Source organism: Variovorax sp. KBW07, assembly GCF_003852515.1.
Classification (GTDB): Bacteria; Pseudomonadota; Gammaproteobacteria; order Burkholderiales; family Burkholderiaceae_C; genus Variovorax.
Genome location: NZ_QAJK01000014.1, coordinates 1 through 22,066, shown reverse-complemented (window position 1 = coordinate 22,066; position 22,066 = coordinate 1). Strand labels below are relative to the sequence as shown.

At 68.0% G+C, this 22,066-nt stretch carries 20 protein-coding genes; 12 read left to right on the top strand and 8 right to left on the bottom strand.

The features are described from left to right. Positions 1 to 270 precede the first annotated feature (270 nt). Both priA and DBV14_RS02745 read left to right on the top strand, forming a co-directional pair. Positions 271 to 2,346: a primosomal protein N' gene (gene priA, locus DBV14_RS02750; RefSeq protein WP_124457667.1), complete on the top strand. Its 2,076-nt coding sequence runs from the start codon at positions 271 to 273 to the stop codon at positions 2,344 to 2,346. A gap of 127 nt (positions 2,347 to 2,473) precedes the next feature. Next, positions 2,474 to 3,313, top strand: coding sequence for a hypothetical protein (locus DBV14_RS02745; protein ID WP_124457681.1), 840 nt, complete (start codon positions 2,474 to 2,476; stop codon positions 3,311 to 3,313). Positions 3,314 to 3,402: 89 nt separating this feature from the next. On the opposite strand, the gene DBV14_RS02740 is transcribed toward DBV14_RS02745, so the two are convergent. Then, a complete protein-coding gene (locus tag DBV14_RS02740) occupies positions 3,403 to 3,612 on the bottom strand; it encodes a hypothetical protein (RefSeq protein ID WP_124457666.1) in 210 nt (69 codons plus the stop codon). A gap of 308 nt (positions 3,613 to 3,920) precedes the next feature. Here DBV14_RS02740 and DBV14_RS02735 point away from each other — a divergent pair, with 308 nt between their 5' ends. Further along, positions 3,921 to 4,568, top strand: coding sequence for a hypothetical protein (locus tag DBV14_RS02735; RefSeq protein ID WP_260396782.1), 648 nt, complete (start codon positions 3,921 to 3,923; stop codon positions 4,566 to 4,568). Between the two features lie 22 nt (positions 4,569 to 4,590). On the opposite strand, the gene DBV14_RS02730 is transcribed toward DBV14_RS02735, so the two are convergent. Further along, the gene (locus DBV14_RS02730; RefSeq protein WP_124457665.1) at positions 4,591 to 5,628 is read right to left on the bottom strand and encodes an AEC family transporter; all 1,038 of its coding nucleotides are present in this window, start codon (positions 5,626 to 5,628) and stop codon (positions 4,591 to 4,593) included. Between the two features lie 144 nt (positions 5,629 to 5,772). Between DBV14_RS02730 and DBV14_RS02725 the strand changes: the two genes are divergently transcribed. The 9 genes from DBV14_RS02725 (at position 5,773) to DBV14_RS02685 (ending at position 16,410) form a co-directional block, all read left to right on the top strand. After that, positions 5,773 to 7,875 carry an ATP-dependent helicase gene (locus tag DBV14_RS02725; protein WP_124457664.1) on the top strand — a complete coding sequence of 701 codons (2,103 nt, stop codon included), beginning with the start codon at positions 5,773 to 5,775 and terminating at the stop codon, positions 7,873 to 7,875. Then, entirely contained in the window at positions 7,872 to 8,348 is a 477-nt protein-coding gene (locus DBV14_RS02720) for a hypothetical protein (RefSeq protein ID WP_124457663.1), read from the top strand. The genes DBV14_RS02725 and DBV14_RS02720 overlap by 4 nt, the downstream gene beginning before the upstream one ends. Then, on the top strand, positions 8,345 to 9,517 hold the full coding sequence (locus tag DBV14_RS02715; RefSeq protein WP_124457662.1) for a phospholipase A: 1,173 nt from the start codon (positions 8,345 to 8,347) through the stop codon (positions 9,515 to 9,517). The genes DBV14_RS02720 and DBV14_RS02715 overlap by 4 nt, the downstream gene beginning before the upstream one ends. A gap of 26 nt (positions 9,518 to 9,543) precedes the next feature. Continuing rightward, positions 9,544 to 10,398 carry an ammonia-dependent NAD(+) synthetase gene (gene nadE / locus DBV14_RS02710; protein WP_124457661.1) on the top strand — a complete coding sequence of 285 codons (855 nt, stop codon included), beginning with the start codon at positions 9,544 to 9,546 and terminating at the stop codon, positions 10,396 to 10,398. A 293-nt stretch (positions 10,399 to 10,691) separates the two neighbouring features. Continuing rightward, entirely contained in the window at positions 10,692 to 11,876 is a 1,185-nt protein-coding gene (locus tag DBV14_RS02705) for a porin (RefSeq protein ID WP_124457660.1), read from the top strand. Positions 11,877 to 11,887: 11 nt separating this feature from the next. Beyond that, positions 11,888 to 12,268 carry a cytochrome c5 family protein gene (locus DBV14_RS02700; protein WP_124457659.1) on the top strand — a complete coding sequence of 127 codons (381 nt, stop codon included), beginning with the start codon at positions 11,888 to 11,890 and terminating at the stop codon, positions 12,266 to 12,268. Beyond that, positions 12,265 to 13,707, top strand: coding sequence for a D-arabinono-1,4-lactone oxidase (locus tag DBV14_RS02695; RefSeq protein ID WP_124457658.1), 1,443 nt, complete (start codon positions 12,265 to 12,267; stop codon positions 13,705 to 13,707). The genes DBV14_RS02700 and DBV14_RS02695 overlap by 4 nt, the downstream gene beginning before the upstream one ends. Beyond that, on the top strand, positions 13,704 to 14,990 hold the full coding sequence (locus DBV14_RS02690) for a DSD1 family PLP-dependent enzyme (RefSeq protein WP_124457657.1): 1,287 nt from the start codon (positions 13,704 to 13,706) through the stop codon (positions 14,988 to 14,990). The genes DBV14_RS02695 and DBV14_RS02690 overlap by 4 nt, the downstream gene beginning before the upstream one ends. A 34-nt stretch (positions 14,991 to 15,024) precedes the next feature. Then, entirely contained in the window at positions 15,025 to 16,410 is a 1,386-nt protein-coding gene (locus DBV14_RS02685; RefSeq protein ID WP_260396781.1) for a coniferyl aldehyde dehydrogenase, read from the top strand. Positions 16,411 to 16,450: 40 nt separating this feature from the next. On the opposite strand, the gene DBV14_RS02680 is transcribed toward DBV14_RS02685, so the two are convergent. The 6 genes from DBV14_RS02680 to fghA form a co-directional block, all read right to left on the bottom strand. After that, positions 16,451 to 17,149: a TetR/AcrR family transcriptional regulator gene (locus DBV14_RS02680; RefSeq protein ID WP_124457655.1), complete on the bottom strand. Its 699-nt coding sequence runs from the start codon at positions 17,147 to 17,149 to the stop codon at positions 16,451 to 16,453. Between the two features lie 119 nt (positions 17,150 to 17,268). Continuing rightward, positions 17,269 to 18,480, bottom strand: coding sequence for a serine hydrolase (locus DBV14_RS02675; RefSeq protein ID WP_124457654.1), 1,212 nt, complete (start codon positions 18,478 to 18,480; stop codon positions 17,269 to 17,271). An 88-nt stretch (positions 18,481 to 18,568) separates the two neighbouring features. Continuing rightward, a complete protein-coding gene (locus DBV14_RS02670; RefSeq protein WP_124457653.1) occupies positions 18,569 to 19,183 on the bottom strand; it encodes a TetR/AcrR family transcriptional regulator in 615 nt (204 codons plus the stop codon). A 62-nt stretch (positions 19,184 to 19,245) separates the two neighbouring features. Beyond that, positions 19,246 to 20,412 carry an aromatic ring-hydroxylating dioxygenase subunit alpha gene (locus DBV14_RS02665; RefSeq protein WP_124457652.1) on the bottom strand — a complete coding sequence of 389 codons (1,167 nt, stop codon included), beginning with the start codon at positions 20,410 to 20,412 and terminating at the stop codon, positions 19,246 to 19,248. Between the two features lie 126 nt (positions 20,413 to 20,538). Continuing rightward, complete coding sequence (locus DBV14_RS02660; protein ID WP_124457651.1) at positions 20,539 to 21,144, bottom strand: glutathione S-transferase family protein; 606 nt, start codon at positions 21,142 to 21,144, stop codon at positions 20,539 to 20,541. Between the two features lie 22 nt (positions 21,145 to 21,166). Continuing rightward, positions 21,167 to 22,036, bottom strand: a complete 870-nt coding sequence (fghA, locus tag DBV14_RS02655) for an S-formylglutathione hydrolase (protein WP_124457650.1) — start codon at positions 22,034 to 22,036, stop codon at positions 21,167 to 21,169. Between the last annotated feature and the right edge of the window lie 30 nt (positions 22,037 to 22,066).

The following is a 22,066-nucleotide window of genomic DNA, read 5'->3' as shown; positions in this document are numbered from 1 at the left end:
GGCAATCCAGCCAGAGCCTTGATTTTCAAGGCTCGCCAGCGTGTCGAGCCCGGTTGTTAACAAAGTTATCCACAGAAACTCTGGACGACACTCAAAGCGCTGAAGAATCAACGACTTAAGCGAAGTTGCTCAAAGTCGCATTAACAAACCTTTCCAACAGGCCCGCCCATTTCCAAAGCCAGCCCAGCCCCCGAACCGGGCGCCCACACGACCGACGACAGCAGCACCAGCGCGCCGCCGGCCGCCCTGGCGTGGCGGCTCGACATCGCGGTGCAGACGCCGGCGCATGCCGCGCTCGGCGACCTGCTGAGCTACGCCGGCGCGGTACCGCTGCAGCCCGGCACGCTGGTGCGGGTGCCGCTGGGCCGGCGCGAGGTGCTGGGCGTGGTGTGGAACCCGCCGGTCTCGCTGGCGGGCGCCGAGCCCGACATGGCGCTCAAGCCGGTAGGCGCGGCGCTCGACGGCCTGGCCCCGCTGGGCGAAGCCTGGCGCGACCTGGTGGCCTTTGCCGCGCGCTACTACCAGCGCTCGATCGGCGAGATCGCGCTGGCCGCGCTGCCGCCGCAATTGCGCGACCTGACGACCACGCAGCTGGCGCGGCGCCTGAAGCGCAAGACGACGACCGGCCCGGTGGCCCAGACGGCCGAGGCCGCCAACCTGATTGCCCTGAGCGCCGAGCAGGCCGCCGTGCTGGCGCGCATCGAAGCCGAGAGCGGCACCTTCCTGCTGGTCGGCAGCACCGGCAGCGGCAAGACCGAGGTGTACCTGCGCTGCGTGGCCGAGCTGCTGGCGCGCGACCCCGAGGCGCAGGCGCTGGTGATGGTGCCCGAGATCAACCTCACGCCGCAGCTGGAGGCACGCTTCAAGGCGCGCTTCGGCGACGAGGCGGTGGTGTCGCTGCACAGCGGCATGACCAATCCGCAGCGGCTGGCGAGCTGGCTGGCGGCGCACGGCGGCGCGGCGCGCATCGTGCTGGGCACGCGCATGGCGGTGTTCGCGTCGATTCCGGGGCTCAAGCTCATCGTGGTCGACGAGGAGCACGACCCCAGCTACAAGCAGCAGGAAGGCGCGCGCTATTCGGCACGCGACCTGGCCGTGTGGCGCGGCCAGCGCGAAGGCGCGAAGGTCATCCTGGGTTCGGCCACGCCCTCGCTCGAAAGCTGGCACCAGAGCCGGCCTGCCGAAGGCGAAGACCCGGGCGGGCGCTATGTGCGGCTGGCCATGCCCTCGCGCATCGGCGCCGGCGAACTGCCCGCGGTGCGGCTGGTCGACATGAACCTGCAGCCGCCCAAGACGGTGCTGTCGGGTGCGCTGCTCGACGCCATCGGCCAGCGCATCGCGCGCGGCGAGCAGAGCATGATCTTCCTGAACCGGCGCGGCTATGCGCCGGTGCTGGCCTGCGGCGACTGCGGCTGGAAAAGCGAGTGCCCGCACTGCAGCGCCTACCGCGTGTTCCACAAGATCGACCGCACGCTGCGCTGCCACCACTGCGGCTTTACCGAGCGCGTGCCGCGCGCCTGCCCGGCCTGCGGCAACCCCGACATCGCGCCCGTGGGCCGCGGCACCGAGCGGCTCGAAGAGCACCTGGCCGAACTGTTCGCGGCCGTGAAGCGCCCCGACGGCAGCGCGGTGCGCATTGCGCGCATCGACGCCGACAGCACCAAGAAACAGGGCGCGCTCGAATCGCAGCTGGCGGCCGTGCATTCGGGCGAGGTCGACGTGCTGGTCGGCACGCAGATGATCGCCAAGGGGCACGACTTCCGGCGCATCACGCTGGTGGCCGCGGTGAACCCCGACGGCGCGCTTTTTTCCAGCGACTTCCGCGCGCCCGAGCGCCTGTTCAGCCTGCTGATGCAATCGGCCGGCCGCGCGGGCCGCGACGCCGCCTACCTTGCGGCGCAGGGCGCCACGGCCGAGATGTGGATCCAGACGCACCATGCGCCGCACCCGCTGTTCATGGCGCTGCGCAGGCACGACTACGCCGTGTTCGCGCAGCAGCAACTCGACGAGCGCCGCGCCGCCGGCATGCCGCCCTTTGCATTCCAGGCGCTGCTGCGGGCCGACGCGCGCGAGCAGTCCGTGGCGCAGGCCTTCCTGAACATGGCCGCCGACAAGGCCGAGGAGCTGCCCGGCGCCGACCTCGTCACGCGCTACCCGGCGGTGCCGCTGGCCATCCAGCGCGTGGCCAATGTGGAACGCGCGCAGATGCTCATCGAAAGCCCCTCGCGCGCCGCGCTGCAGCGGCTGCTCGCGGGCTGGCAGCCGCTGCTGCACGAATTGCGGCGCACGCCCGAGGGCAAGGGCGTGATCCGCTGGCTGGTCGACGTCGATCCGCACAGCATCTGAGCCGGTTGTCCTGCAAGGCGCGGCCGGCGCGGCGGCCACGGTGGTCGGCATGAACACATCGTCCAACCCCGCATCGCACATGGGCCCTCGCGCGCGCCTGGGAATTGTGTGGGTGACAGCGCTGCTGATGCTGATGCCCGTCGCCGCACTGGCCTCGCCCGACCTGGCGGCGGACGGCGCGCCCGCGCTGCGCGCCAGGCTGCAGGCACTGGCGCCGCAACTGGCGCGCAACGCCTTCAAGCGGCCGCTGGCGATCGAATCGAACGAGGCGCCGGACCGGCTGAGCGGCGACGTCTACGCGCTGGTCGACCACCCCTTCAGCACCGTGAGCAGCGCGCTGCGCGAGCCCGCCGCGTGGTGCCAGGTGCTGATGCTTCACCTGAACACCAAGCACTGCGCCGTCAAGGCCGGTGGCGGCGCGCTGACGGTGGCGGTGGGTCGCAAGTTCGACCAGCCGCTGTCGGATGCGCAGAAGATCGACTTCAGCTACCGCGTGGGCAAGGCCGACGCCAACTACCTCAACGTGCGGCTCAACGCCGACACCGGCCCGCTGTCCACGCGCGACTACAGCATCGTGCTCGAGGCCACGCCAGCCGATGGCGGCAAGACGGCCATCCACCTGGGCTATGCGTACGCCTACGGCACCGCGGCGCGGCTGGCAATGAAGGGCTACCTGGCCACGGTGGGCAGCGACAAGGTCGGCTTCACGCCACAGGGAGCCCAGGGCCAGGGCGGCTACATCGGTGGCGTGCGCGGCGTGGTGGAACGCAACACCATGCGCTACTACCTGGCGATCGACAGCTACCTGGACGCGCCCGCGCCGGGCCAGCTGGAACAGCGGCTGGGCGCGTGGTTCGATGCGACCGAGCAGTATGCAAAGCAACTGCACGAAGTGGACCGCAACGACTACCTCGTCATGAAGCGGCACGAGTTCCGGCGGCTGGGCCAGGAATCGCCGGAAAGCTAAACGCAGCGGGTGCGGGGTCAGGGCCGGCGGGAGCCGTCGTTATCGCGATGTATCGCGCGTGACGCCATGTATTCCTTACACGGCGATGGTCAGTGGTAGCCCGTCGGTTCCTTGCCCATATCGACGTAGCGCAGTTCGTTGTGGCGGCGCCGGGCGATGCCGCTGGGCCACGCGAACACGACGAGGCTGAGCGCGGCCAGCGCGATGGCGCTGGCGGTGCCGATCTTGCCGGCATGCCAGAACCACCCCGACCCCACGAGCCAGGACAACCACAGCAGGATGCGAACCAGTATTGCCATAGCGTTCCCCATTCACATCTTTGACTTGCAACCACTGTAGCAGCGCTTCTGCAAACCGAAGCATTCAACATAAGGAATAGGGTGTCCTATGACTTACGGCCTGCCCTTTGTCCTACCCGAAAATTTCTGAAAAAACAGTTGACGGCATGCCGTGCCGCTGTTCAAGCTGTCACTGCGCGAAACTCCTCGCGGGTTGCGCGTTCCAAGCAAGCTCGCTCATCGCAAAGGTCGCCGTGAAACCGCCATTTCTTTCTGGTTGGGTTCTTTCGGTTCTGTCACTCGCGTGCCTGGCCGGCATCACAGGCGCAGTGGGCACGCCCGTTGCCGCCGCCGAGCTCGATCGGCAGGGCAACCGGCTGGTGGTGTCGGGCATGCTCGACGGCAGCGCCATCGACGACTTCACGGCGCAGCTGGGCAGCGGCACGGTGCGCACCGTGGTCTTCGAAGACTCGTTCGGCGGCACCGCCGAAGCGGCCGGCGCCTTTGCCGATGCCATTCGCCTGAGCGGCGTCCAGACCGAGGTTCGCGGCCAGTGCATGGCGGCCTGCGCCTATGCCTTCCTGGCCGGCAAGACGCATCGCTTCGGCTACGGCCTGCAGGTCAACGGCATCCTGCTGCCGGTGGCCGCAAGGCCCACGGCGGCCGAACTGGCGGTGCGCTGGCGCGGCGACGAAGCCCACAAGACACTGGCCGATTTCACCCCCGGCGCGGCGGCCGTCACGGCGGTGTCGGCCCCGGCCCCGGCTCCGGCGCCCGTCAAGCCGGCGGAGCCGAGCCCCGCGCAAGCCAGGGACAACTGGCAGCCCGACCACGGCGTGCTGTTCACCGCCAGCCCCACGCTGTTCGGGCGCGTCTACAACACCTACTACTGCGACGGCACGCAGGGCCGCGACTTCTCGAAGTGCGAACGCCTGCCCGATGCCGACCCGTACAAGCTCGGCGTGCTGACGCCTTAGCCTTTGCGTGACCCGGTCAGGCTCAGCGCAACGCCCCGACCGCCAGCGGAAAACTGAAGAACGCCACCACCGTCGTCCACAGGATGATGCGGGCGATGCGCCCGTTGTCAGCGCCGAAGCGCTCGGCCAGCATCGACACGTTGCTGGCGCTCGGCAGCGCGGCCACCAGCACGATCACCACCAGCGCCGCGGGCGCCAGCGGCAGGCCCAGCGCGATGGCGCCGAGCCCCAGCCCCCAGACCAGCAGCGGATGCACCAGCAGCTTGACGACCACCACGGGCAGCACGTCGCGCCACGGTGCCCTGGACGCCCCGAGCACATTGGGCGCCGGCTGGCGGCCCGTGCCCATGGCTTCGGCCACCGCCGCGCTGGCGCCGTGCTCGCGCGCCAGCAGCGCCGAACGGGCCAGCACCGCGCCGATGGTGAACAGCGCCACCGGCGACGCGGCATCGGCCAGCATCGCGATGGTGCGCGCCAAAGGTCCCGGCAGCTGCCAGCGCATGGCCGACAACAGCACGCCCAGCAGGATCGACCACGGCATCGGATTCACCAGGATGCCGCGCAGCGCCTTGCGCGCCGCCTGCGTGGCGCCGTGCCGGCCCGCGCCACCCGCACCGTCGAGCCGCGACAGCGCGATGCACAGCGACGAAGTCACGACCAGGTCGAATGCGATGGTGATGATCATCGGCCCGGCCGCCTGCGCGCCAAGAATCGCCACCAGCAGCGGCACGCCCATGAAGCCGGTGTTCGGAAACGCGGCCACCAGCGCGCCGAAGGCGGCGTCGTTCCAGCCGATGCGCGCATTGCGCGTGAACAGCACCACGCCCGCCACCACCGCCAGCGCGGCAATGCCCCAGACCAGTGCCACGCTGCCGTCGAGCAGTTGCCCGATCGGCGTGCCCGCGCCGAAGCGCAGCAGCATGCACGGCAGCGCGAAATACAGCACGAAGGTGTTGAGGCCCGGAATGGCGTCCAGCGGCAGGATGCGGGCGCGGGCCGCGCCGTAGCCGGCCGCAATCAGCGCAAAGAAAGGGAAAGTAACAAGGAAGACAGGCAGCACGCCCCGATTGTCGTTGGCTCACCGGGGCGCCTGCGGGGGCGCTTCTGGCGGTGCCCTCCGACAGCGCTGCCGAAGCCGGTCCCCGTATCATTGAGCGCTTTGCGCCTGCCGTTCCCCACGGCCTTTTCCGGTTCCCCCTCCCCCATGTCCCACGGTCTCAATCTCGCGCAGCAAGAAGCGGTCAACTACATGCACGGTCCCTGCCTGGTGCTCGCAGGCGCCGGTTCGGGCAAGACACGCGTCATCACGCACAAGATCGGCCGGCTCATCCAGGCAGGCCTGGAGCCCAAGCGCATCGCGGCCATCACCTTCACCAACAAGGCGGCCGCCGAAATGCGCGAGCGCGCCAAGGACCTCATCGGCAAGGACGCGCGCAAGGTGGTGGTCTGCACCTTCCACGCGCTGGGCGTGCGCATGATGCGCGAAGACGGCGCGGTGCTGGGCCTGAAGCCCGCCTTCAGCATCCTGGACAGCGACGACGTCACCAAGATCCTGAAAGACGCCGGCGGCACCACCGACACCGTCACCGCGCGCATCTGGCAGTGGACCATCAGCAAGTGGAAGAACATGGGCCTGAACGCCGAGCAGGCGGCGGCCATCGCGGTGGACGACAACGAGCGCATCACCGCCGAAGTCATGGCCCACTACCAGGAGCGGCTGCAGGCCTACCAGAGCGTCGACTTCGACGACCTGATCGGCATGCCGCTCAAGCTGCTCCACGAATTTCCCGAAGTGCGCGCCAAGTGGCAGGCCGCGCTCGGCCACATCCTGGTGGACGAATACCAGGACACCAACGCCACGCAGTACGAAGTGCTCAAGGCCCTGGCCGGCGAAAACGGCCGCTTCACCGCCGTGGGCGACGACGACCAGTCGATCTACGGCTGGCGCGGCGCCACGCTGGACAACCTGCGCAAGCTGCCGGTCGACTACCCGACGCTCAAGGTCATCAAGCTGGAGCAGAACTACCGCTCCACCAGCGCCATCCTGCGCGCGGCCAACAACGTGATCGGCCCCAACCCCAAGCTGTTTCCCAAGACGCTGTTCTCGGAGCTCGGCGAAGGCGAGCCGGTGCGCATCGTCGATGCCGACAGCGAGCTGCACGAGGCCGAGCGCGCCGTGGCGCGCATCGTCAGCCTGCGCGCGGGCGATGCCACCTCGCAAGGCAAGCAGTACAAGGAGTTCCGCGACTTCGCCATCCTGTACCGCGCCAACCACCAGGCCCGCATCTTCGAGCAGGCACTGCGCAAGGCGCAGATTCCCTACAAGGTGTCGGGCGGCCAGAGCTTCTTCGACCGTGCCGAGATCAAGGACCTGTGCGGCTGGTTCCGCCTGTGGGTCAACAACGATGACGACCCGGCGTTCCTGCGCGCCATCACCACGCCCAAGCGCGGCATCGGCCACACCACGCTGGCCAGCCTGGGCACCTTCGCCAGCCAGTACAAGCTGAGCCTGTTCGCCGCGCTGTTCAGCCCCTCGCTGCCCAGCGTGATGCCCAAGCGCACGCTCGAAGGCATTCACGAATTCGGCCGCTACATCAACGACCTGGAATACCGCGCGCGCCGCACCATGGGCGCGGAAGACTCGCGCACCTTCATGCTCGACTGGCTGAAGGAGATCGACTACGAGCGCCACCTGTACGAAGGCGAAGACAGCGAAGCCGCCGCCGCCTCGCGCTGGACCAACGTGCTGGAGTTCGTCGACTGGATGTCGCAGCGCGCCGGCGGCTCGCTCGACGATGCCTCGGGCGCCAACGACAACGACGAGACCGAGCGCAAGAGCCTGCTCGAAGTGGCGCAGACCATCTCGCTGCTGTCGACCATCAGCGAGCGCGAGCAGGACCAGAACGTGGTCACACTCTCCACGCTGCATGCCTCCAAGGGCCTCGAATGGCCGCACGTGCTGCTGATCGGCGTGACCGAGGGGCTGCTGCCCTTCAAGCTCGACGACGACAACGGCCGCCAGAAAATGGTCAGTGACGAAACGCTGCAGCGCCTGCAGGAAGAGCGCCGCCTGATGTACGTGGGCATTACCCGCGCGCAGCGCAGCCTGGCCGTGAGCTGGACCAAGAAGCGCAAGCAGGGCCGAGACATGGTGCCCTGCGTGCCGAGCCGCTTCATCGCCGAGATGGGCCTCGACAAGGAAACCACGAAGGAAGACCCGCGCGAAAAACTCAAGGCGCTGCGCGCCGAGTTCGCGCGCAAGGCACAGGACAGCGCGGCCGCCAAGGCCGCGGCGGCGGCGTCATGAAGACCACGAAGACTGCGCTCCTGGCACTGCTGGTGGGCGCCGCCGGCGCCCTCTCCGGCTGCGCGACAGGCCTGGCCGCCAACGACCCCAACTGCCCCGCCGACGCGCGCCAGCTCCCGCTGCAGTCGCTCTACGGCCAGTGGGAAGCGCGCTTCGACAACCTGCCCGCCGTGGCCGCCGTGCAGCTCGGCAAGCACCCCGACTACGACGGCGTGCGCGGCACCATCACGCGCAACGCCAACAACCCGGCCAGGGCCTCGGTCGCGCAGCTCGCGGGCGACGTCGACGACGAAGGCGCGCTGGCCATCGACGAATCGCAAGATGGCCGCGCCATCAGCGGCGTCTGGTCGGGCAAGCTGCAGGCCGGCTCGTGCGGCCGCGAATTCAGGGGAACGTGGCGCAATGCCGCGGACGAGAGCACGCACCCGTTCGTGCTCAGCAAGACAGACGGCGGCCCGAAAGGAAAGCAATGACGACGACGACACGACCACCACTCTTCAACCTCGGCGCGCTCGCGGCCGTGGTTGCCTGCCTTGGCGGTACCGGCGCGCACGCGCAGGCCGTCGACAAACCGGTCAGCCCGCTGGCCGATGCGCAGCTCACGTGGCAGCAGTGCACCGCGCTCGGCGCCAGCAACGAGGCACGGCTGGCCTGCTTCGACCGCTGGGCCCAGCAGCAGACGCTGCCCTCGGCCTCGGTGCCGGTGGCGCCGCCGGTGCTGGCCACCACGCAACCGCCGGTGGACGGCTCGATGCCCGCCACGCGCGTGGTCTCGGTCGCCACCACCGAGGGCTGTCGCGACCGCCAGTACTCGGCGCTGTCGCGCTTCTGGGAACTTGAAAACGCCACCGACTGCGGCACCTTCGGTTTCCGCGGCTACCGCCCGCTCAACGTGTCGGTCTCGGCCGCCACCCGGAAGCCGCAGACGCCGACCTCGCCCTCGCCCGACCACACCGGCGAGCCCATCGCCTACCAGGCCAACGAAATGCGCATCGGCCTGTCGGTGCGCACCAAGCTCGCGCAGGGCATGCTCACGCAGAACGATCCGGTCAAGAAAGACTCGCTGTGGTTCGCGTACACGCAGCAGTCGACCTGGCAGCTGTTCAACGGCGACATCTCGCGGCCGTTTCGCACCACCGACCACGAGCCCGAGCTGATGTATGTCTACCCGACCGACTTCAAGCTGCCGGGCGGCTGGCGCTGGCGCTATGCCGGGCTGGGCATCGTGCACCAGTCGAACGGCCAGAGCCTGCCGCTGTCGCGCAGCTGGAACCGCGTGTACCTGATGGGCGGCGCCGAGCTGGACGACCGCTTCACCATCACCGGGCGCATCTGGAAGCGCATTTCCGAAAGCGCGGCCAAGGACGACAACCCCGACATCGCCGACTACATCGGCCGCGCCGAGATCACCGGCCGCTGGAACCTGAACCGCGACAACCAGCTGGGCATCACGGTGCGCAACAACCTGCGCGACAGCGGCCGCGGCTCGGTGCGCCTCGAATGGCTGAAGGCCATCGGCGACCCCACCAAGAGCAACCTGCGCTTTCACACGCAGCTGTTCTCGGGCTATGGCGACACGCTGGTCGACTACAACCGCAAGCGCACCGTGCTCAGCATCGGCCTGAGCCTCGTCGACTTCTGATTCTTTTTTCAACGCAAGCAAACCTCATGAGTGCAGACCTGTCCCCCGTCGATGCCACGCAGCGCGAGATCATTGCGGCGCTGCATGTGGCGCCCGTGTTCGATGCGGCCGCCGAACTGGAGCGCCGCGTGGCGTTCATTGCCGGCTACCTGCGCGGCACCGGCCTGAAGACGCTGGTGCTGGGCATCAGCGGCGGTGTCGATTCGCTCACCGCCGGCTGCCTGGCGCAGCGCGCCGTCGAGCGCCTGCGCGCCGGCGGCTACGACGCCACCTTCATCGCGATGCGCCTGCCCTACGGCGTGCAGAAGGACGAGGCCGAGGCGCAGGCCTCGCTCACCGTGATCAAGCCCGACCGCACCATCACCGTCGACATCCGCCCCGCGGCCGACGGCATGCTCGCGGCGCTGAAGGCCGGCGACCTGAAGTTCCGCGACGCGGCGCATGAAGACTTCGTGCTCGGCAACATCAAGGCGCGCGAGCGCATGGTGGCGCAGTTCGCGGTGGCCGGCGCGCACGACGGCATCGTCATCGGCACCGACCACGCGGCCGAGGCGCTGATGGGCTTCTTCACCAAGTTCGGCGACGGCGCGGCCGACATCACGCCGCTGACCGGCCTGAACAAGCGCCGCGTGCGTGCGGTGGCGCAGCTGCTCGGCGCACCCGATGCGCTGGTCTACAAGGTGCCGACCGCCGACCTCGAATCGCTGGTGCCGGGCAAGCCCGACGAAGACGCCTTCGGCGTGAGCTACGAGCAGATCGACGACTTCCTCGAAGGCAAGCCGGTGTCGGCAGCCGCGCGCGCCATCATCCTTTCGACGCACAGAAAGAGCGCGCACAAGCGCGCGCTGCCGGTCGAGCCGCAGCCTCCCACGGCCGGCTGACGCCCACGGCCGCGGCATTCGCCGCCGCGCCGCTCCCCTCGAAAAACTCATGATGCATCGCGCCCTTTTCAGGGCGCGATGCTTTTGTGCGCCTGCAAACCGAAGGCCTCACAAAGCACAAAGAACGTCGATTCCAAATAAAACATTGGATTTTTTCAGATCAACGTTCTAACATCCGCCCCGCGCCGGAAACACGGTGCACTTCCGGCGAAGAGCCGACACCGGACTGCCGCCTCGCGGCGTTCCGGCAAGTCGGCCGAGCCCCCATGGTCTGGGCAGATGAAGGAGACAACATGACAAGAAGAGCAACGCTCGGCGCCGCCGTGCTCGCGCTGCCGATGTGCGCCGGCAGCGCATGGGCGCAGAGCAGCCTCACGCTGTACGGCACCGTCGATGCGGGCCTGCGCTACGAAACCCACGCCACCGACTACGGCCCCGACGGCGCGCCGGTCAGCATCCGCTCCCGGCTGCGCATGACCAAGGGCGGCGGCATGTCCGAAAGCTTCTGGGGCGTGAAGGGCACCGAAGACCTCGGCGGCGGGCTGCAGGCAATCTTCCAGCTGGAGAGCCACTTCGACGTGCGCAACGGCGGCCCTGTGCCGGAAGACGGTTCGCAGAACATGCAGATCGCCTCGGTCGGGCTGCTGTCGCAGTCGTGGGGCCAGCTCACCTTCGGCCGGCAATACAACGTGGCCATGGAGGCCGCCTCGCTGGCCTACGGCTCCAACCTGTGGGCCGACTACTTCAACGCATTCAAGCCCGAGCACACGCTGCTGGCCGCCAGCAAGACCAACAACATGGTCCACTACGGCGCGCAACTGGGCGACGTGGTGCTGCTCGCGCAGTACGCCATCGGCGAGGGCGAAGGCTCGTCCAGGCGCGGCAGCCAGTACGGCGTGGGCGTGGCTTACGTGCCGGAGAACGGGCCGGTCAAGCTGGCGGGCGCGGTCATGCGCACGAAAGACGACAACTCCAACGCGAAGTTCGACATCTACACCGCCGGCGCGCAGTTCCGGCTCGGCGAGTCGGCCACGCTGCAGGCCGGCTACATCGAGAACCGGCGCGACAACAACTTCACCTCGTTCGCCAACGGCCCGTTCAGCGCGGTCGACCTCGCGGGGCTGGGCATCATCTCGCCGGCACAGACGGTGGACCCCAGCATTCCGGGCGGCTTCAGCAAGCGCCGCATGGCGCTGGGCGGCATCACCTACAAGGCCACGCCATGGCTCACGCTGGCGGCCAACGTGTGGTTCACGCGGCAGCGCGGCTACACGGCCGACTTCGACGGGCAGGCCAGCCAGTACCAGTTCGTGGCGGGCTATGCGCTGTCGAAGCGCACCATGCTCTACGCGGAGATCGACCACTCGGTCTACCGCGGCGGCCTGGTCGGTGCGCAGCTCGTGGGCATCAACGCGCAGAGCCCGACGGTCGCGCGCACGCAGACGGGCACCACCATCGGTGTTCGCCATACCTTCTAGGCAGGGAACGCATGGGCATCGTCTTTCGCTCTTTTCTTCTTGCGGTACTTCTGCTCGCGGGTCTCGCCGCCTGCAAGGAAGAGGCGCCGCAACCGCCTTCCGCATCGGACGTGCAGCGCGCCGAATCGCTGAGGCCCGCGTCCAGCGAACTGCGTGCGCGCTACGAGCGTTCGTGCCTGGCGTGCCACACGTCCATCGACGCCAGGGCGCCGCTGACTGGGTCGGTGGCGCAATGGAAGCCGCGCTTGGACAAGGGCATGGACCTGCTGGTGAAGCATGCGATGGAAGGCTTCAACGCGATGCCGCCCAAAGGCCTGTGCGCGGACTGCAGCGAAGCCGACATGCGCGCGCTGATCGTGTTCATGAGCCAGGAGAAGGAGGAACGGAAATGAGCGACGCGTTCACCGAACACAACGAAAGCCGCCGCACGGTGTTGAAGGCCGGTGCCGGCATTGCCGTCACCGCGGCGCTGGCCGGCCATGGCATCGAGGCGCGCGCCGCAACACAGGCGACAACGACGACGCCAGCCACAGCAACGGCACCCGCAGGTCCGGCTTCCGCCTGGAAGAACTGGTCCGGCATTGCGCACTGCACGCCCAGTGCTTTCGAAACGCCGGGCGACGAAGCCGAGCTTGCGGCGGCGCTGCGCAAGGCCGGCGCGGCCGGTGCGCGCTGCGTGGGCGCGGGCCACTCCTTCACGGCACTGGTGCCCACCGACGCCACGCTGATCTCGCTCGACCGCATGTCGGGCATCGTCGCCACAGACGCGCAGGCGCACACCGTGACGCTGCAGGCCGGCACGCGCCTCGCGCTGCTGTCGCGCCAGCTCGATGCGCAGGGCCTGGGCCTGCGCAACCTGCCGGACATCGACGCGCAGTCTTTCGCGGGCGCCATCGCCACCGCCACCCACGGCACCGGCAAGGACCTGCCCGCACTGCACGCCGACGTGGTGGGCCTGCGGCTCATGACGCCGAAGGGCGAGGTGCTCGAATGCAGCACCGAACGCAACCCCGAACTGCTGGCCGCCGCGCGCGTGTCGCTGGGCAGCCTGGGCGTGATCACGCAAGCCACGGTGCGCGTGCTGCCGGCCTTCAACCTGCACCGCCGCGTGTTCCTCAAGCCGCTGCAGGCAATGCTCGACGAAGCCCCCGCGCTGGCCGAAAAGCACCGCAACTTCGAGTTCTACTACCTGCCCTTCACCGGCTATGCGGCGGGCATCACGCACGACCTGTACACCGGCACCGACACGGTCCAGTCGCCCTCCGCCGACGAAGACATGCTGCGCGACCTGAAGCGCCTGCGCGACTGGCTGGGCTGGTTTCCATCGCTGCGCCGCTGGGTCGCTGGCAAGCTGATCGATGGCGAGCAGACCGAGGAAGCCAAGAACCGCGCGTGGAAGCTGTTGTCCACGCAGCGCCCCACCCGGTTCAACGAGACCGAATGCCACGTGCCGCGCGCCGACGGCATCGCCTGCGTGCGCGAAGTCATTGCCGCGCTGGAGCGGCGCAACGACGTTTTCTTTCCGCTGGAATTCCGCTTCGTGAAGGGCGACGACGCATGGCTCAGCCCGTTCCATGCGCGCGACAGCTGCTCCATCGCCGTGCATGCGGCGCAGGGCGAGCCCTACGACTACCTGCTCTCCGAGATCGGCCCGATCTACCGCAAATACCAGGGGCGCCCGCACTGGGGCAAGTTGCACGGCCTGGGCACGGCCGAGCTGGCGGCGCTGTATCCGCGCTGGCATGATTTCCTGGCGCTGCGTGCACAGCTCGACCCGGATGGGCGCATGCTCAACCCCTACCTGCGTCAACTTTTCGGAGTCACTGCATGAGCCGTCGGAAGATTCTCCTGGGCACTCTGGGCGTGGCCGCCGTCGGCACCGTCGGCGCCTTTGCGCTGCGCCCCGACGACAACGGCGCGCCGCACGACGACTACTTTCGCGCGCTCAACGACGAGCTGAAGAAAAACGGCCCGATGCGCCCCTGCATGGTCATCGACCTCGACCGCATGGACCGCAACATCGACCGCGTGATGCAGAGCCTGCGCCAGGGCGGCAAGCACTACCGCATCGTCGAGAAGTCGCTGCCCTCGCAGGCGCTGATCGACTACGTGGCCAGACGCTCGGGCACGAAACGGCTCATGTCTTTTCACCAGCCCTTCCTGAACATCGACGCGGAAATTTTTCCCGACTTCGACATCCTCATGGGCAAGCCGCTGCCGGTGCAGTCGGCGGCGCTGTTCTACAAGAAGCTGAAAGGGCCGTTCGACCCGTCGCGCCAGCTGCAGTGGCTGATCGACACGCCCGAGCGGCTGCAGCAGTACCTGGCGCTGGCGCAGGGCCTGGGCACGCGGCTTCGCATCAACATCGAGATCGACGTGGGCCTGCACCGCGGCGGCGTTGCCGACAACGCCACGCTGGGCCGCATGCTCGACCTCATCGCGGCCAACCCGAAGCAGCTGGAGTTCGCGGGCTTCATGGGCTACGACGCGCACGTGGGCTTCGGCGTGCCCAAGGTGCTGGGTACGCCGCAGGAGCTGCTGGGCAAGGCCATGGCCATCTACCAGGGCTTCGTCGACCATGTGCGCGGCCAGTACCCGGCGCTGTGGGACGATGGCCTCACGCTCAACACCGGCGGCAGCCCGAGCTACAAGCTGCACGAGGCCGAGAAGACCAGCACCGAGGTCAGCACCGGCACCGCGCTGCTCAAGCCCACGCACTACGACATCGAGACGCTGGCCGCGCACGAGCCCGCCGCCTTCATTGCCACGCCGGTCATCAAGGCCACCGGGCCGGTGGCCATTCCGGCGCTCGACGGCAAGTCGAAAATCTTCTCGTGGTGGGACGTGAACCAGCGCCAGGCCTACTACGTGTACGGCGGCTACTGGCTGGCCGACTATGCGTCGCCGAAGGGATTGCAGTTCAACGGCATCCTCGGGCACAGTGCCAACCAGGAGAATGTGACCGGTTCGCCGGCCACGGGGCTGAAGGTGGACGACCAGGTGTTCCTGCGTCCCGCCATTGCCGAGGGCGTGCTGCTGCAGTTCGGCGATCTCGTCACGCTGCGCGGCGGCAAGGTCCAGGATTACTGGCCGGTGTATCAACAAACGGGCTGAAGCCCCAAAAAAACGAAGTGCCATGACCCCAACCATGAGACAGACCTTCGACACCCTGCGCGCCGCCAGCCTGCGCGCGCAGACGCCGCCATGGAGCGAACGCGCCGACCGGCTCAAGCGCCTGCGCGCGCTGGTCATGGACAACCGCAAGGACATCGCCGCCGCCATCAGCGCCGACTTCCACAACCGGCCATACCAGGAGACCGAACTGGCCGAGGTGTTCCCCGCCATCGAAGGCATCAACCACGCGCTGCGCCACGGCAGGAAATGGATGCGCACGCAGCGCCGTTCCACCGGCCTCTGGTTCAAGCCCGCGTCGTCGCGGATCATGCCGCAGCCGCTGGGCGTCGTGGGCATCGTGGTGCCGTGGAACTACCCGCTGAACCTGGCGGTCGGCCCTATGACCGCCGCGCTGGCCGCGGGCAACCGCGTGATGGTGAAGCAGTCGGAGTTCACACCGCGCTTCGCCGAGCTGTTCGCCAACCTCGTGCGGGCGAACTTCGCACCCGACGAGATCGCCGTGGTCAACGGCGACGCCGAAGCGGCGCGCGAGTTTTCCAGCCTGCCGTTCGACCACCTGCTGTTCACCGGCTCCACGGCCGTCGGCCACCACGTGATGCGCGCCGCCAGCGAGAACCTCACGCCAGTCACGCTGGAGCTGGGCGGCAAGTCGCCCGCGATCATCGGGCCCGACGCGAACTTCGACAAAGCCGTCGAACGCATCCTCGTGGGCAAGACGCTCAATGCCGGCCAGACCTGCATCGCGCCCGACTACGTGCTGGTGCCCGAAGGCCAGCAGCAACGCTTTGCCGACAGCGCAAGGCGCGTGTTCGCGTCGATGTACCCGGGCCTTGCGGGCAACCCCGACTACACCAGCATCGTGAGCCCGCGCCACTTCTCGCGGCTGCAGGAACTGGCGGCGCTGGCGCAGCAGGAAGGCGCATCGGCCTTCCCGCTTTCGGACATGGCGCCCGACGCCGCCACCCGCCGCTTCCCGCCCGTACTGCTGACCGGCGTGCAGGACAGCATGCGCGTGATGAAGGAAGAAATCTTCGGCCCCATTCTTCCGGTCATGGGCTATGGCGCCATCGACGAAGCCATTGCCTACGTCAACGCGCACCCGCGCCCGCTCGCGCTGTACCTGTTCGAGAAAAACCGCGCCACCATCGACCACGTGATGCAGCAGACGGTGGCCGGCGGCGTGTCGATCAACGACACCCTGCTGCACATCGCGCAAGACGACCTGCCCTTCGGCGGTGTCGGCGCCAGCGGCATGGGCTCGTACCACGGCGAGCATGGCTTCCAGACCTTCTCGAAGATGAAGCCGATCTTTCACCAGTCGGCATTCAACGGCCTGGGCCTCTTCAAGCCGCCCTACGGCAAGACCTTCGAGCGGATGATGAAACTGCTGGTGCGCTGAAAGAAAAAAACGGGGGGCGCCGCAGCGGACCCGTCGCGGATCAGACTCGGCCCTGCGGCGACAGCAGCTTGACGGCCGCCGCCGACTTGCCGCCCGGAAAGCGCTGCACGATGCCCAGCAGCAGCACGTCGAGCAACAGGTCGAGGTGCGCCTCGGCATCGAGCCGCTCGATCCACGGGTCGTCGCCGGTGGACACGCGCAGCGAGGTCATGCCGTGCATGCCCTCCCAGAGAATCTGCGTGGCCACGGCCACTTGCTTGTCGTCGGCCGCCATGTAGCCGTCGCGCACCAGTTCGGCGGTCAGGCTGCAGACGAAGGCATAGGGGTCGTGCTCGATCTCGCCGAAGGTCAGCGTGGAGGTTTCGATGGGCGCCGCGGGCCGGCGCTCCATGAACACCAGGAAATACTGGTCGGGGTGCTTCAGGCCGTGTTCCACGTAGGCGTGGCAGGCCAGCCTGATGCGCTCCATCGAGGTCTTGCCCGGCACCACCGAGGCCTGCATGAGCTTGTTCAGCCGGATCAGGTCGTCGTCGATGGCGCTGGTGATCATGGTGGCCTTGTCGCCAAACAGCGCATACACCACCGTGTTCGAGAAGCCCGACTCGTCCGCCACCTTGCGCATGGTGATCTCGCGCGCGCCGCTCTTGACGATCATCTTGCGCACGACCTTCAGGATGTCCTTGCGGCGTTGTTCCAGCTCTCGCTGCTTGCGTTCCTGAAGGGTGCTGCTTTTGACCATGGCGACTTGGAGGGTGGGCGTCTTCGACCGGCGGAATCTTATCCCGCGGGTTAGGGGCGCCGTGCAGTGTCCCTTGTTGCACAGGGGCACAGGGTCCGGGAGGCCGGCTGTGTTGCCTTCTAGCCGCCGGGCTTGCCGGCCGCCTCGTCGTCGATAGCCTTCCGCACTGCCTTGTAGAAGTCTTCGCGCGCCGCGCTGTCGACGCGGTTCGACGCGCCGCCGGCCCAGTTGCCGTTGGAGGCGATGACCAGCCTGCGCTTCGGGTCGATGAAGATGCCCTGGCCGAAGATGCCGCGCGCGGCAAAGCTGCCGTCGTCGTAGGTCCACCACTGGTAGCCATAGCCGCGGCCCGGCTGGCCGATGTCCGCGCGCTTGGTCGTGGCCTCGGCCAGCCAGCCGTCCGCCACGATGGGCTGCCCGCCGACGCGCGCGCCGTCGAGGATGAACTGCCCGAAGCGGGCAAAGTCGCGCGTGGCCGCCTGCACGCAGCAACCGCTGATTTCCTGGCCGGTGCTGCTCAGGATCCACGTGGCCTTCTGCTCCATGCCGGCCGGTTGCCAGATCTTCTCCGACAGATAGGTTGCCAGCGGCTTGCCCGTGGCGCGCGCGACCAGGATGCCCACCAGGTTGGTCTCGCCGGTGCTGTAGTTCCAGCGCGTGCCGGCCGGTGCCGCGCGCGGCAGCTTGCGCAGGTAGCTCACCAGCGCATCGACGCCTTCTTCGGGCCGGTGGTTGTTGAAGCGCGCCACGTCCGATTGCGGGTCGCCGTAGTTTTCGTTCCAGCGCACGCCGGAGGTCATCGTCAGCAGGTCGCGGATGCTGACGGCGTCATAGGCCGAGCCCTTCATCTCCTGGATGTAGTCGCTGACCTTGTCGTCGAGGCTGCGGATGTGGCCGTCGCGCATGGCCGCGCCGAGCAGCGTGGAGGTGAGCGACTTCGCCACCGAGAAACTGGTCCAGCGCCCTTCGCGGTCGAAGCCCAGGCCATAGCGCTCCAGCCGCAGTTTTCCGTTGTGCAGGATCACGAGCGCGGCGCTGCGTTGCTGCGCCATGTAGGCATCGACGTCCACCGGCAGGGCCAGCGGCGGGCCCGGCGGCAAGGGCGATGGCGTGGCGCTGGCCGCCACCTCATGCGCCTTGGCCAGCACCGGCAAGCGGTCGAGGGCGCGGAACCCCGCATCACGCTGGGGCTGGCTCCAGAACAGCACATCGCGATTGGTCGGCAGCGTGGACAGCAGCCCGCGCGTTTCCTTGTCCAGGCTGAACCAGCCCGCCGCACCGGCGACGACCAGGACCGCGAGCCCGCCCAGAACGATCTTGCCAAGTTTCATGCTGCGAATCCAGTCTGTGAAGTGACGACGAATGATGACCTGCCGGGCATTGGACACCAACCCACTCAACAAACAACCGGCGCGCGGGTCAGCCGCCGTCGCCCGGCGACACGACGCGCAGCACATCGCGCGCGATGGCCTTCATCCATCGCGTGTCGCTCTTCAGTGCCGGTTCCGCGAAGGCCTTGCCGAATGTGGGACGCACGATCTTTGCGTAGTTCAAGGTGCCCAGGATGATCGTGAGCACGACGACAGCGGGGATCTCGCGGCGCACGAGGCCGGCCGCCTGCGCATCGGCCAGAAGGGCCAGGCTGTCTTGCAGGAAACCCTCGAGCGGCCTTGCCTGCGCAAGCTCGATGCGTTCGGAGTTGTCGAGCAACTCGCGCGTGATGAGCCTGAACCCCGTGGGCCTGGCGTGCATCCACTCCACCTGCAGTTCCACGAAAGCCCGCAGGCGCTCCTGCAGGCTCGCGGCCGCGTCGACCCGCCGCTGCATGCGCGCCATCAGTTCGTCGGCCTGCTTTTCAAGGACCGCCCGATACAGCACTTCCTTGCTCGGGAAGTGATGCAGCAGCCCGGGGTTGCCGACGTCGCTGTCGCGCGCGATGGCCGACAGCGACGCGCCCTGGAACCCGTGGTCGGCGAAATGCTCCTCCGCGCGGTCCAGGATGATTTCTTTGCGCGACTTGGGTTTGCTTGGCATCTCGCGATTGTAGAAATCGAAGCCTGGTGGGCCGGTCGCGACAGCCCGCCCCCGCAGCGTGGTCAGCCCGCGGCCTGCATCGCCGCAACCTGCTGCTGAAGCTGCGCATGAAAGCGCGGCGCACTGTATTCGAAAGTGCCGAAGGTGAGCGCGTCGTTCGCGCCGGACGCCAGGCCAGCCTGGATCGACTCCGCCAGTTCGTAGTCTTCCGCCAGGGTGCGACGGTACAGCGCGACGTTGGCCTCCCAGTGCGCCGTCGCCTTGTCTGAGGCCGGCGCCTGCGGAATCAGCGTCAGCTCGTGCACGCGCGTCCTGCCGGCGCCCAAGGGCTCGAGGCTGCTGAGCTGCGCATGGTCGGGCTGAACCAGGATGGTCGTGTTCGGAAAGAAGAAGTACGTCAGGTTTCCGTAGCGCCTCGGATCGAAGCCGGCGGCCTCGGGCTTGTCCTGCGAGAACTTCGTCTTGATGAGATAGAGGCGCCGGTGAAGGCCGAACTCGTCGACGACCTGCATGTTGTCCACGAACATGTGGGCGATGGTCTGGCGGTGCGCCACCTTGAAGTGATAGGCCTCGAAGGAGCCATCGACAAGCAGCTTCCAGTTTGCGGCCACTTCGTAGGATCGCGGCGCGAACGCCACGGGCGAGCCCAGCCCCGCCAGCGATTCGAGGTTGTCCATCAGCGCGCCCAGGCTCCTGCCGGGATCCGCGTCGGACCGCGACGGATCGAGAACGACCCAGACGATCCCCGCGCGCTCGGCCGCCGCCAGCTTGCGCAGCCCCGACTCTTCCTGCTTGAGGCAAGGGAAGCCGAAGGATTCGGGCACGCCGCGCAGCGAGCCGTCGGGCCGGTAGGTCCACGCGTGATACGGGCAGACGAACGCACGCGCCGCAGTGCCATCGCCACCGCCGCTGCCCTCCGGCACCACGCGTGCGCCGCGATGGCGACAGACGTTCAAAAAGGCATCGACCTGCCCACCCTGCTGGCGAACCAGCAGGAGCGGAATGCCGAAGTGCGTCAGCGAAAGCCACGCGCCGGGCGAGGCGAGCGACGAGCCGGCGGCCACGGGCTGCGGATGCTGGCGCAGCAGCCCGAGCTCCTGCTGCAAGACGGCCTCGCTCGTGTACTGCGCCACCTTGACCTGGCCGCCCTGCGCATCGGCATCCGCGCGCCCGGCCTGCATGGCGGCGGTGGCCCTGCGATGAAGGGCGGCGGCAAAGTTCTCGCTCATCTTGGGTCTTCCAGTTCGACGGGGTACGGGGGCGGGGCCGATCACAGGCAACCGGCTGGATGCTACCGACTGACTAGTCGGTATGTCAAACCCCGTCGAAACTGGCTTGCCGGACCCGGCCCGGCGTCAGGGCGCCGAGATGCCGGGCATGGGGATGAAGCCCGGCAGGCGCTTCATGCGCTCGATCCACGCGAGCACGTTCGGGTACGGCGCCAGGTCGATTCCGCCCTCGCGCGCCAGCGCGGTGTATGGGAAGCAGGCGATGTCCGCGATGGTCGGCCGGCCGAGCTCCAGGAACTCGCGCCCGGCCAGGTGCGCATCCATGATGCCGAACACGCGGTTCGCGCCGGCCTGCAGCTTGGCCAGGTCGAGCGGGTAGTTCAGCACCTTCACCAGCCGCGCGCCCGCGGCGTTCATGACCTCGCCGCCGCCGGTCGACAGCCATTGCGCGATCTGTCCCTGCGAGCGGGCGTCTTCGGGGAACCAGTTGCCCGACTTGTCGTACTTGCGCGCGATGTAGATCAGGATGGCCTGCGCATCGCGCAGGCGCAGTTCGCCGTCTTCGAAGATCGGGATCTCGCCGAACGGATTGAGCGCCAGGTAGGGCGCGGTCTTGTGTTCCTTGTTCACGAAATCGACCGGCACCGCGTCGTACGGCACGTCGAGGATGTTCAGGAACAGGCGGATCTTGTAGCAGCTGCCGGAGATGTCGCAGTCGTAAAGCTTGGGCATGGTTGTCTTCTTTCGTTGAAGGTCAGGAGGGTTGAAAAAGAATGCGTTGGTGATGCACCAGGTGGTCGGCCATGAAGCTCTGCACGAAGTAGTAGCCGTGGTCGTAGCCGATATGCCGGCGCAAGGTGAGCGGCTGTCCCGCCGCGCTGCAGGCGGCTTCGAACACATGGGGATGCAACTGTTCGGCCAGGAATTTGTCTTCCAGCCCCTGGTCGATCAGGATGCCCCCGGGGTACGGCACGGCCCGTTGCCGCTGCATCAGGCTGCTGGCGTCGTGGTCTTGCCAGGCTTCGGTATCAGCATCGGCGCCGAGGTAGCCCGTGAACACCTTGCGGCCCCATGGGCACTGCGTGGGCGCGCACACCGGCGCGAAGGCCGACACCGACCTGAACAACCCCGGATGCCGCAAGGCGAGCGTGAGCGCGCCGTGCCCGCCCATCGAATGGCCGAAGATGCCGAGCCGTTGCGCATCGATGGGCAGGCACTCGCCGAGCAGGGGCAGCAGCTCGCGCACGAGGTAGCTCTCCATGCGCCAGTGCGCCGACCACGGTGCCTGCGTGGCATCCAGATAGAAGCCCGCGCCGACGCCGAAGTCCCAATCGTCGGCCTCGCCGGCAACGCCTGCGCCGCGCGGGCTCGTGTCAGGTGCAATCAGCGCGATACCGAACTCGGCGGCCAGCCGCTGGGCGCCGGCCTTCACCGCGAAGGTTTCTTCGTTGCAGGTCAGCCCCGCGAGGTAGAGCAGCGCGGGCACCTTGGCGAGCGCGGCCTGCGGCGGCAGGAACACCGACAGGCGCATCGGCAGCCCGATTTCGCGCGCATCGTGTTCGAGAAAACGCTGCATGCCGCCGAAGCATCGATGCTCGGCCAGCGTTCGAAACGGTGCCGGCATCAGTAGAGCACCACGCCGCGAATCGACTCG

What these genes read in the sequence shown, in the direction of transcription:
- DBV14_RS02670 (WP_124457653.1), bottom strand. Translation starts at nt 19,183, where the DNA reads ATGCCAAGCAAACCCAAGTCGCGCAAAGAAATCATCCTGGACCGCGCG.
- DBV14_RS02740 (WP_124457666.1), bottom strand. Translation starts at nt 3,612, where the DNA reads ATGGCAATACTGGTTCGCATCCTGCTGTGGTTGTCCTGGCTCGTGGGG.
- DBV14_RS02715 (WP_124457662.1), top strand. Translation starts at nt 8,345, where the DNA reads ATGACGACGACGACACGACCACCACTCTTCAACCTCGGCGCGCTCGCG.
- DBV14_RS02685 (WP_260396781.1), top strand. Translation starts at nt 15,025, where the DNA reads ATGAGACAGACCTTCGACACCCTGCGCGCCGCCAGCCTGCGCGCGCAG.
- DBV14_RS02725 (WP_124457664.1), top strand. Translation starts at nt 5,773, where the DNA reads ATGTCCCACGGTCTCAATCTCGCGCAGCAAGAAGCGGTCAACTACATG.
- DBV14_RS02695 (WP_124457658.1), top strand. Translation starts at nt 12,265, where the DNA reads ATGAGCGACGCGTTCACCGAACACAACGAAAGCCGCCGCACGGTGTTG.
- DBV14_RS02660 (WP_124457651.1), bottom strand. Translation starts at nt 21,144, where the DNA reads ATGCCCAAGCTTTACGACTGCGACATCTCCGGCAGCTGCTACAAGATC.
- DBV14_RS02705 (WP_124457660.1), top strand. Translation starts at nt 10,692, where the DNA reads ATGACAAGAAGAGCAACGCTCGGCGCCGCCGTGCTCGCGCTGCCGATG.
- nadE (WP_124457661.1), top strand. Translation starts at nt 9,544, where the DNA reads ATGAGTGCAGACCTGTCCCCCGTCGATGCCACGCAGCGCGAGATCATT.
- fghA (WP_124457650.1), bottom strand. Translation starts at nt 22,036, where the DNA reads ATGCCGGCACCGTTTCGAACGCTGGCCGAGCATCGATGCTTCGGCGGC.
- DBV14_RS02690 (WP_124457657.1), top strand. Translation starts at nt 13,704, where the DNA reads ATGAGCCGTCGGAAGATTCTCCTGGGCACTCTGGGCGTGGCCGCCGTC.
- DBV14_RS02745 (WP_124457681.1), top strand. Translation starts at nt 2,474, where the DNA reads ATGCTGATGCCCGTCGCCGCACTGGCCTCGCCCGACCTGGCGGCGGAC.
- DBV14_RS02680 (WP_124457655.1), bottom strand. Translation starts at nt 17,149, where the DNA reads ATGGTCAAAAGCAGCACCCTTCAGGAACGCAAGCAGCGAGAGCTGGAA.
- DBV14_RS02675 (WP_124457654.1), bottom strand. Translation starts at nt 18,480, where the DNA reads ATGAAACTTGGCAAGATCGTTCTGGGCGGGCTCGCGGTCCTGGTCGTC.
- DBV14_RS02665 (WP_124457652.1), bottom strand. Translation starts at nt 20,412, where the DNA reads ATGAGCGAGAACTTTGCCGCCGCCCTTCATCGCAGGGCCACCGCCGCC.
- DBV14_RS02700 (WP_124457659.1), top strand. Translation starts at nt 11,888, where the DNA reads ATGGGCATCGTCTTTCGCTCTTTTCTTCTTGCGGTACTTCTGCTCGCG.
- DBV14_RS02720 (WP_124457663.1), top strand. Translation starts at nt 7,872, where the DNA reads ATGAAGACCACGAAGACTGCGCTCCTGGCACTGCTGGTGGGCGCCGCC.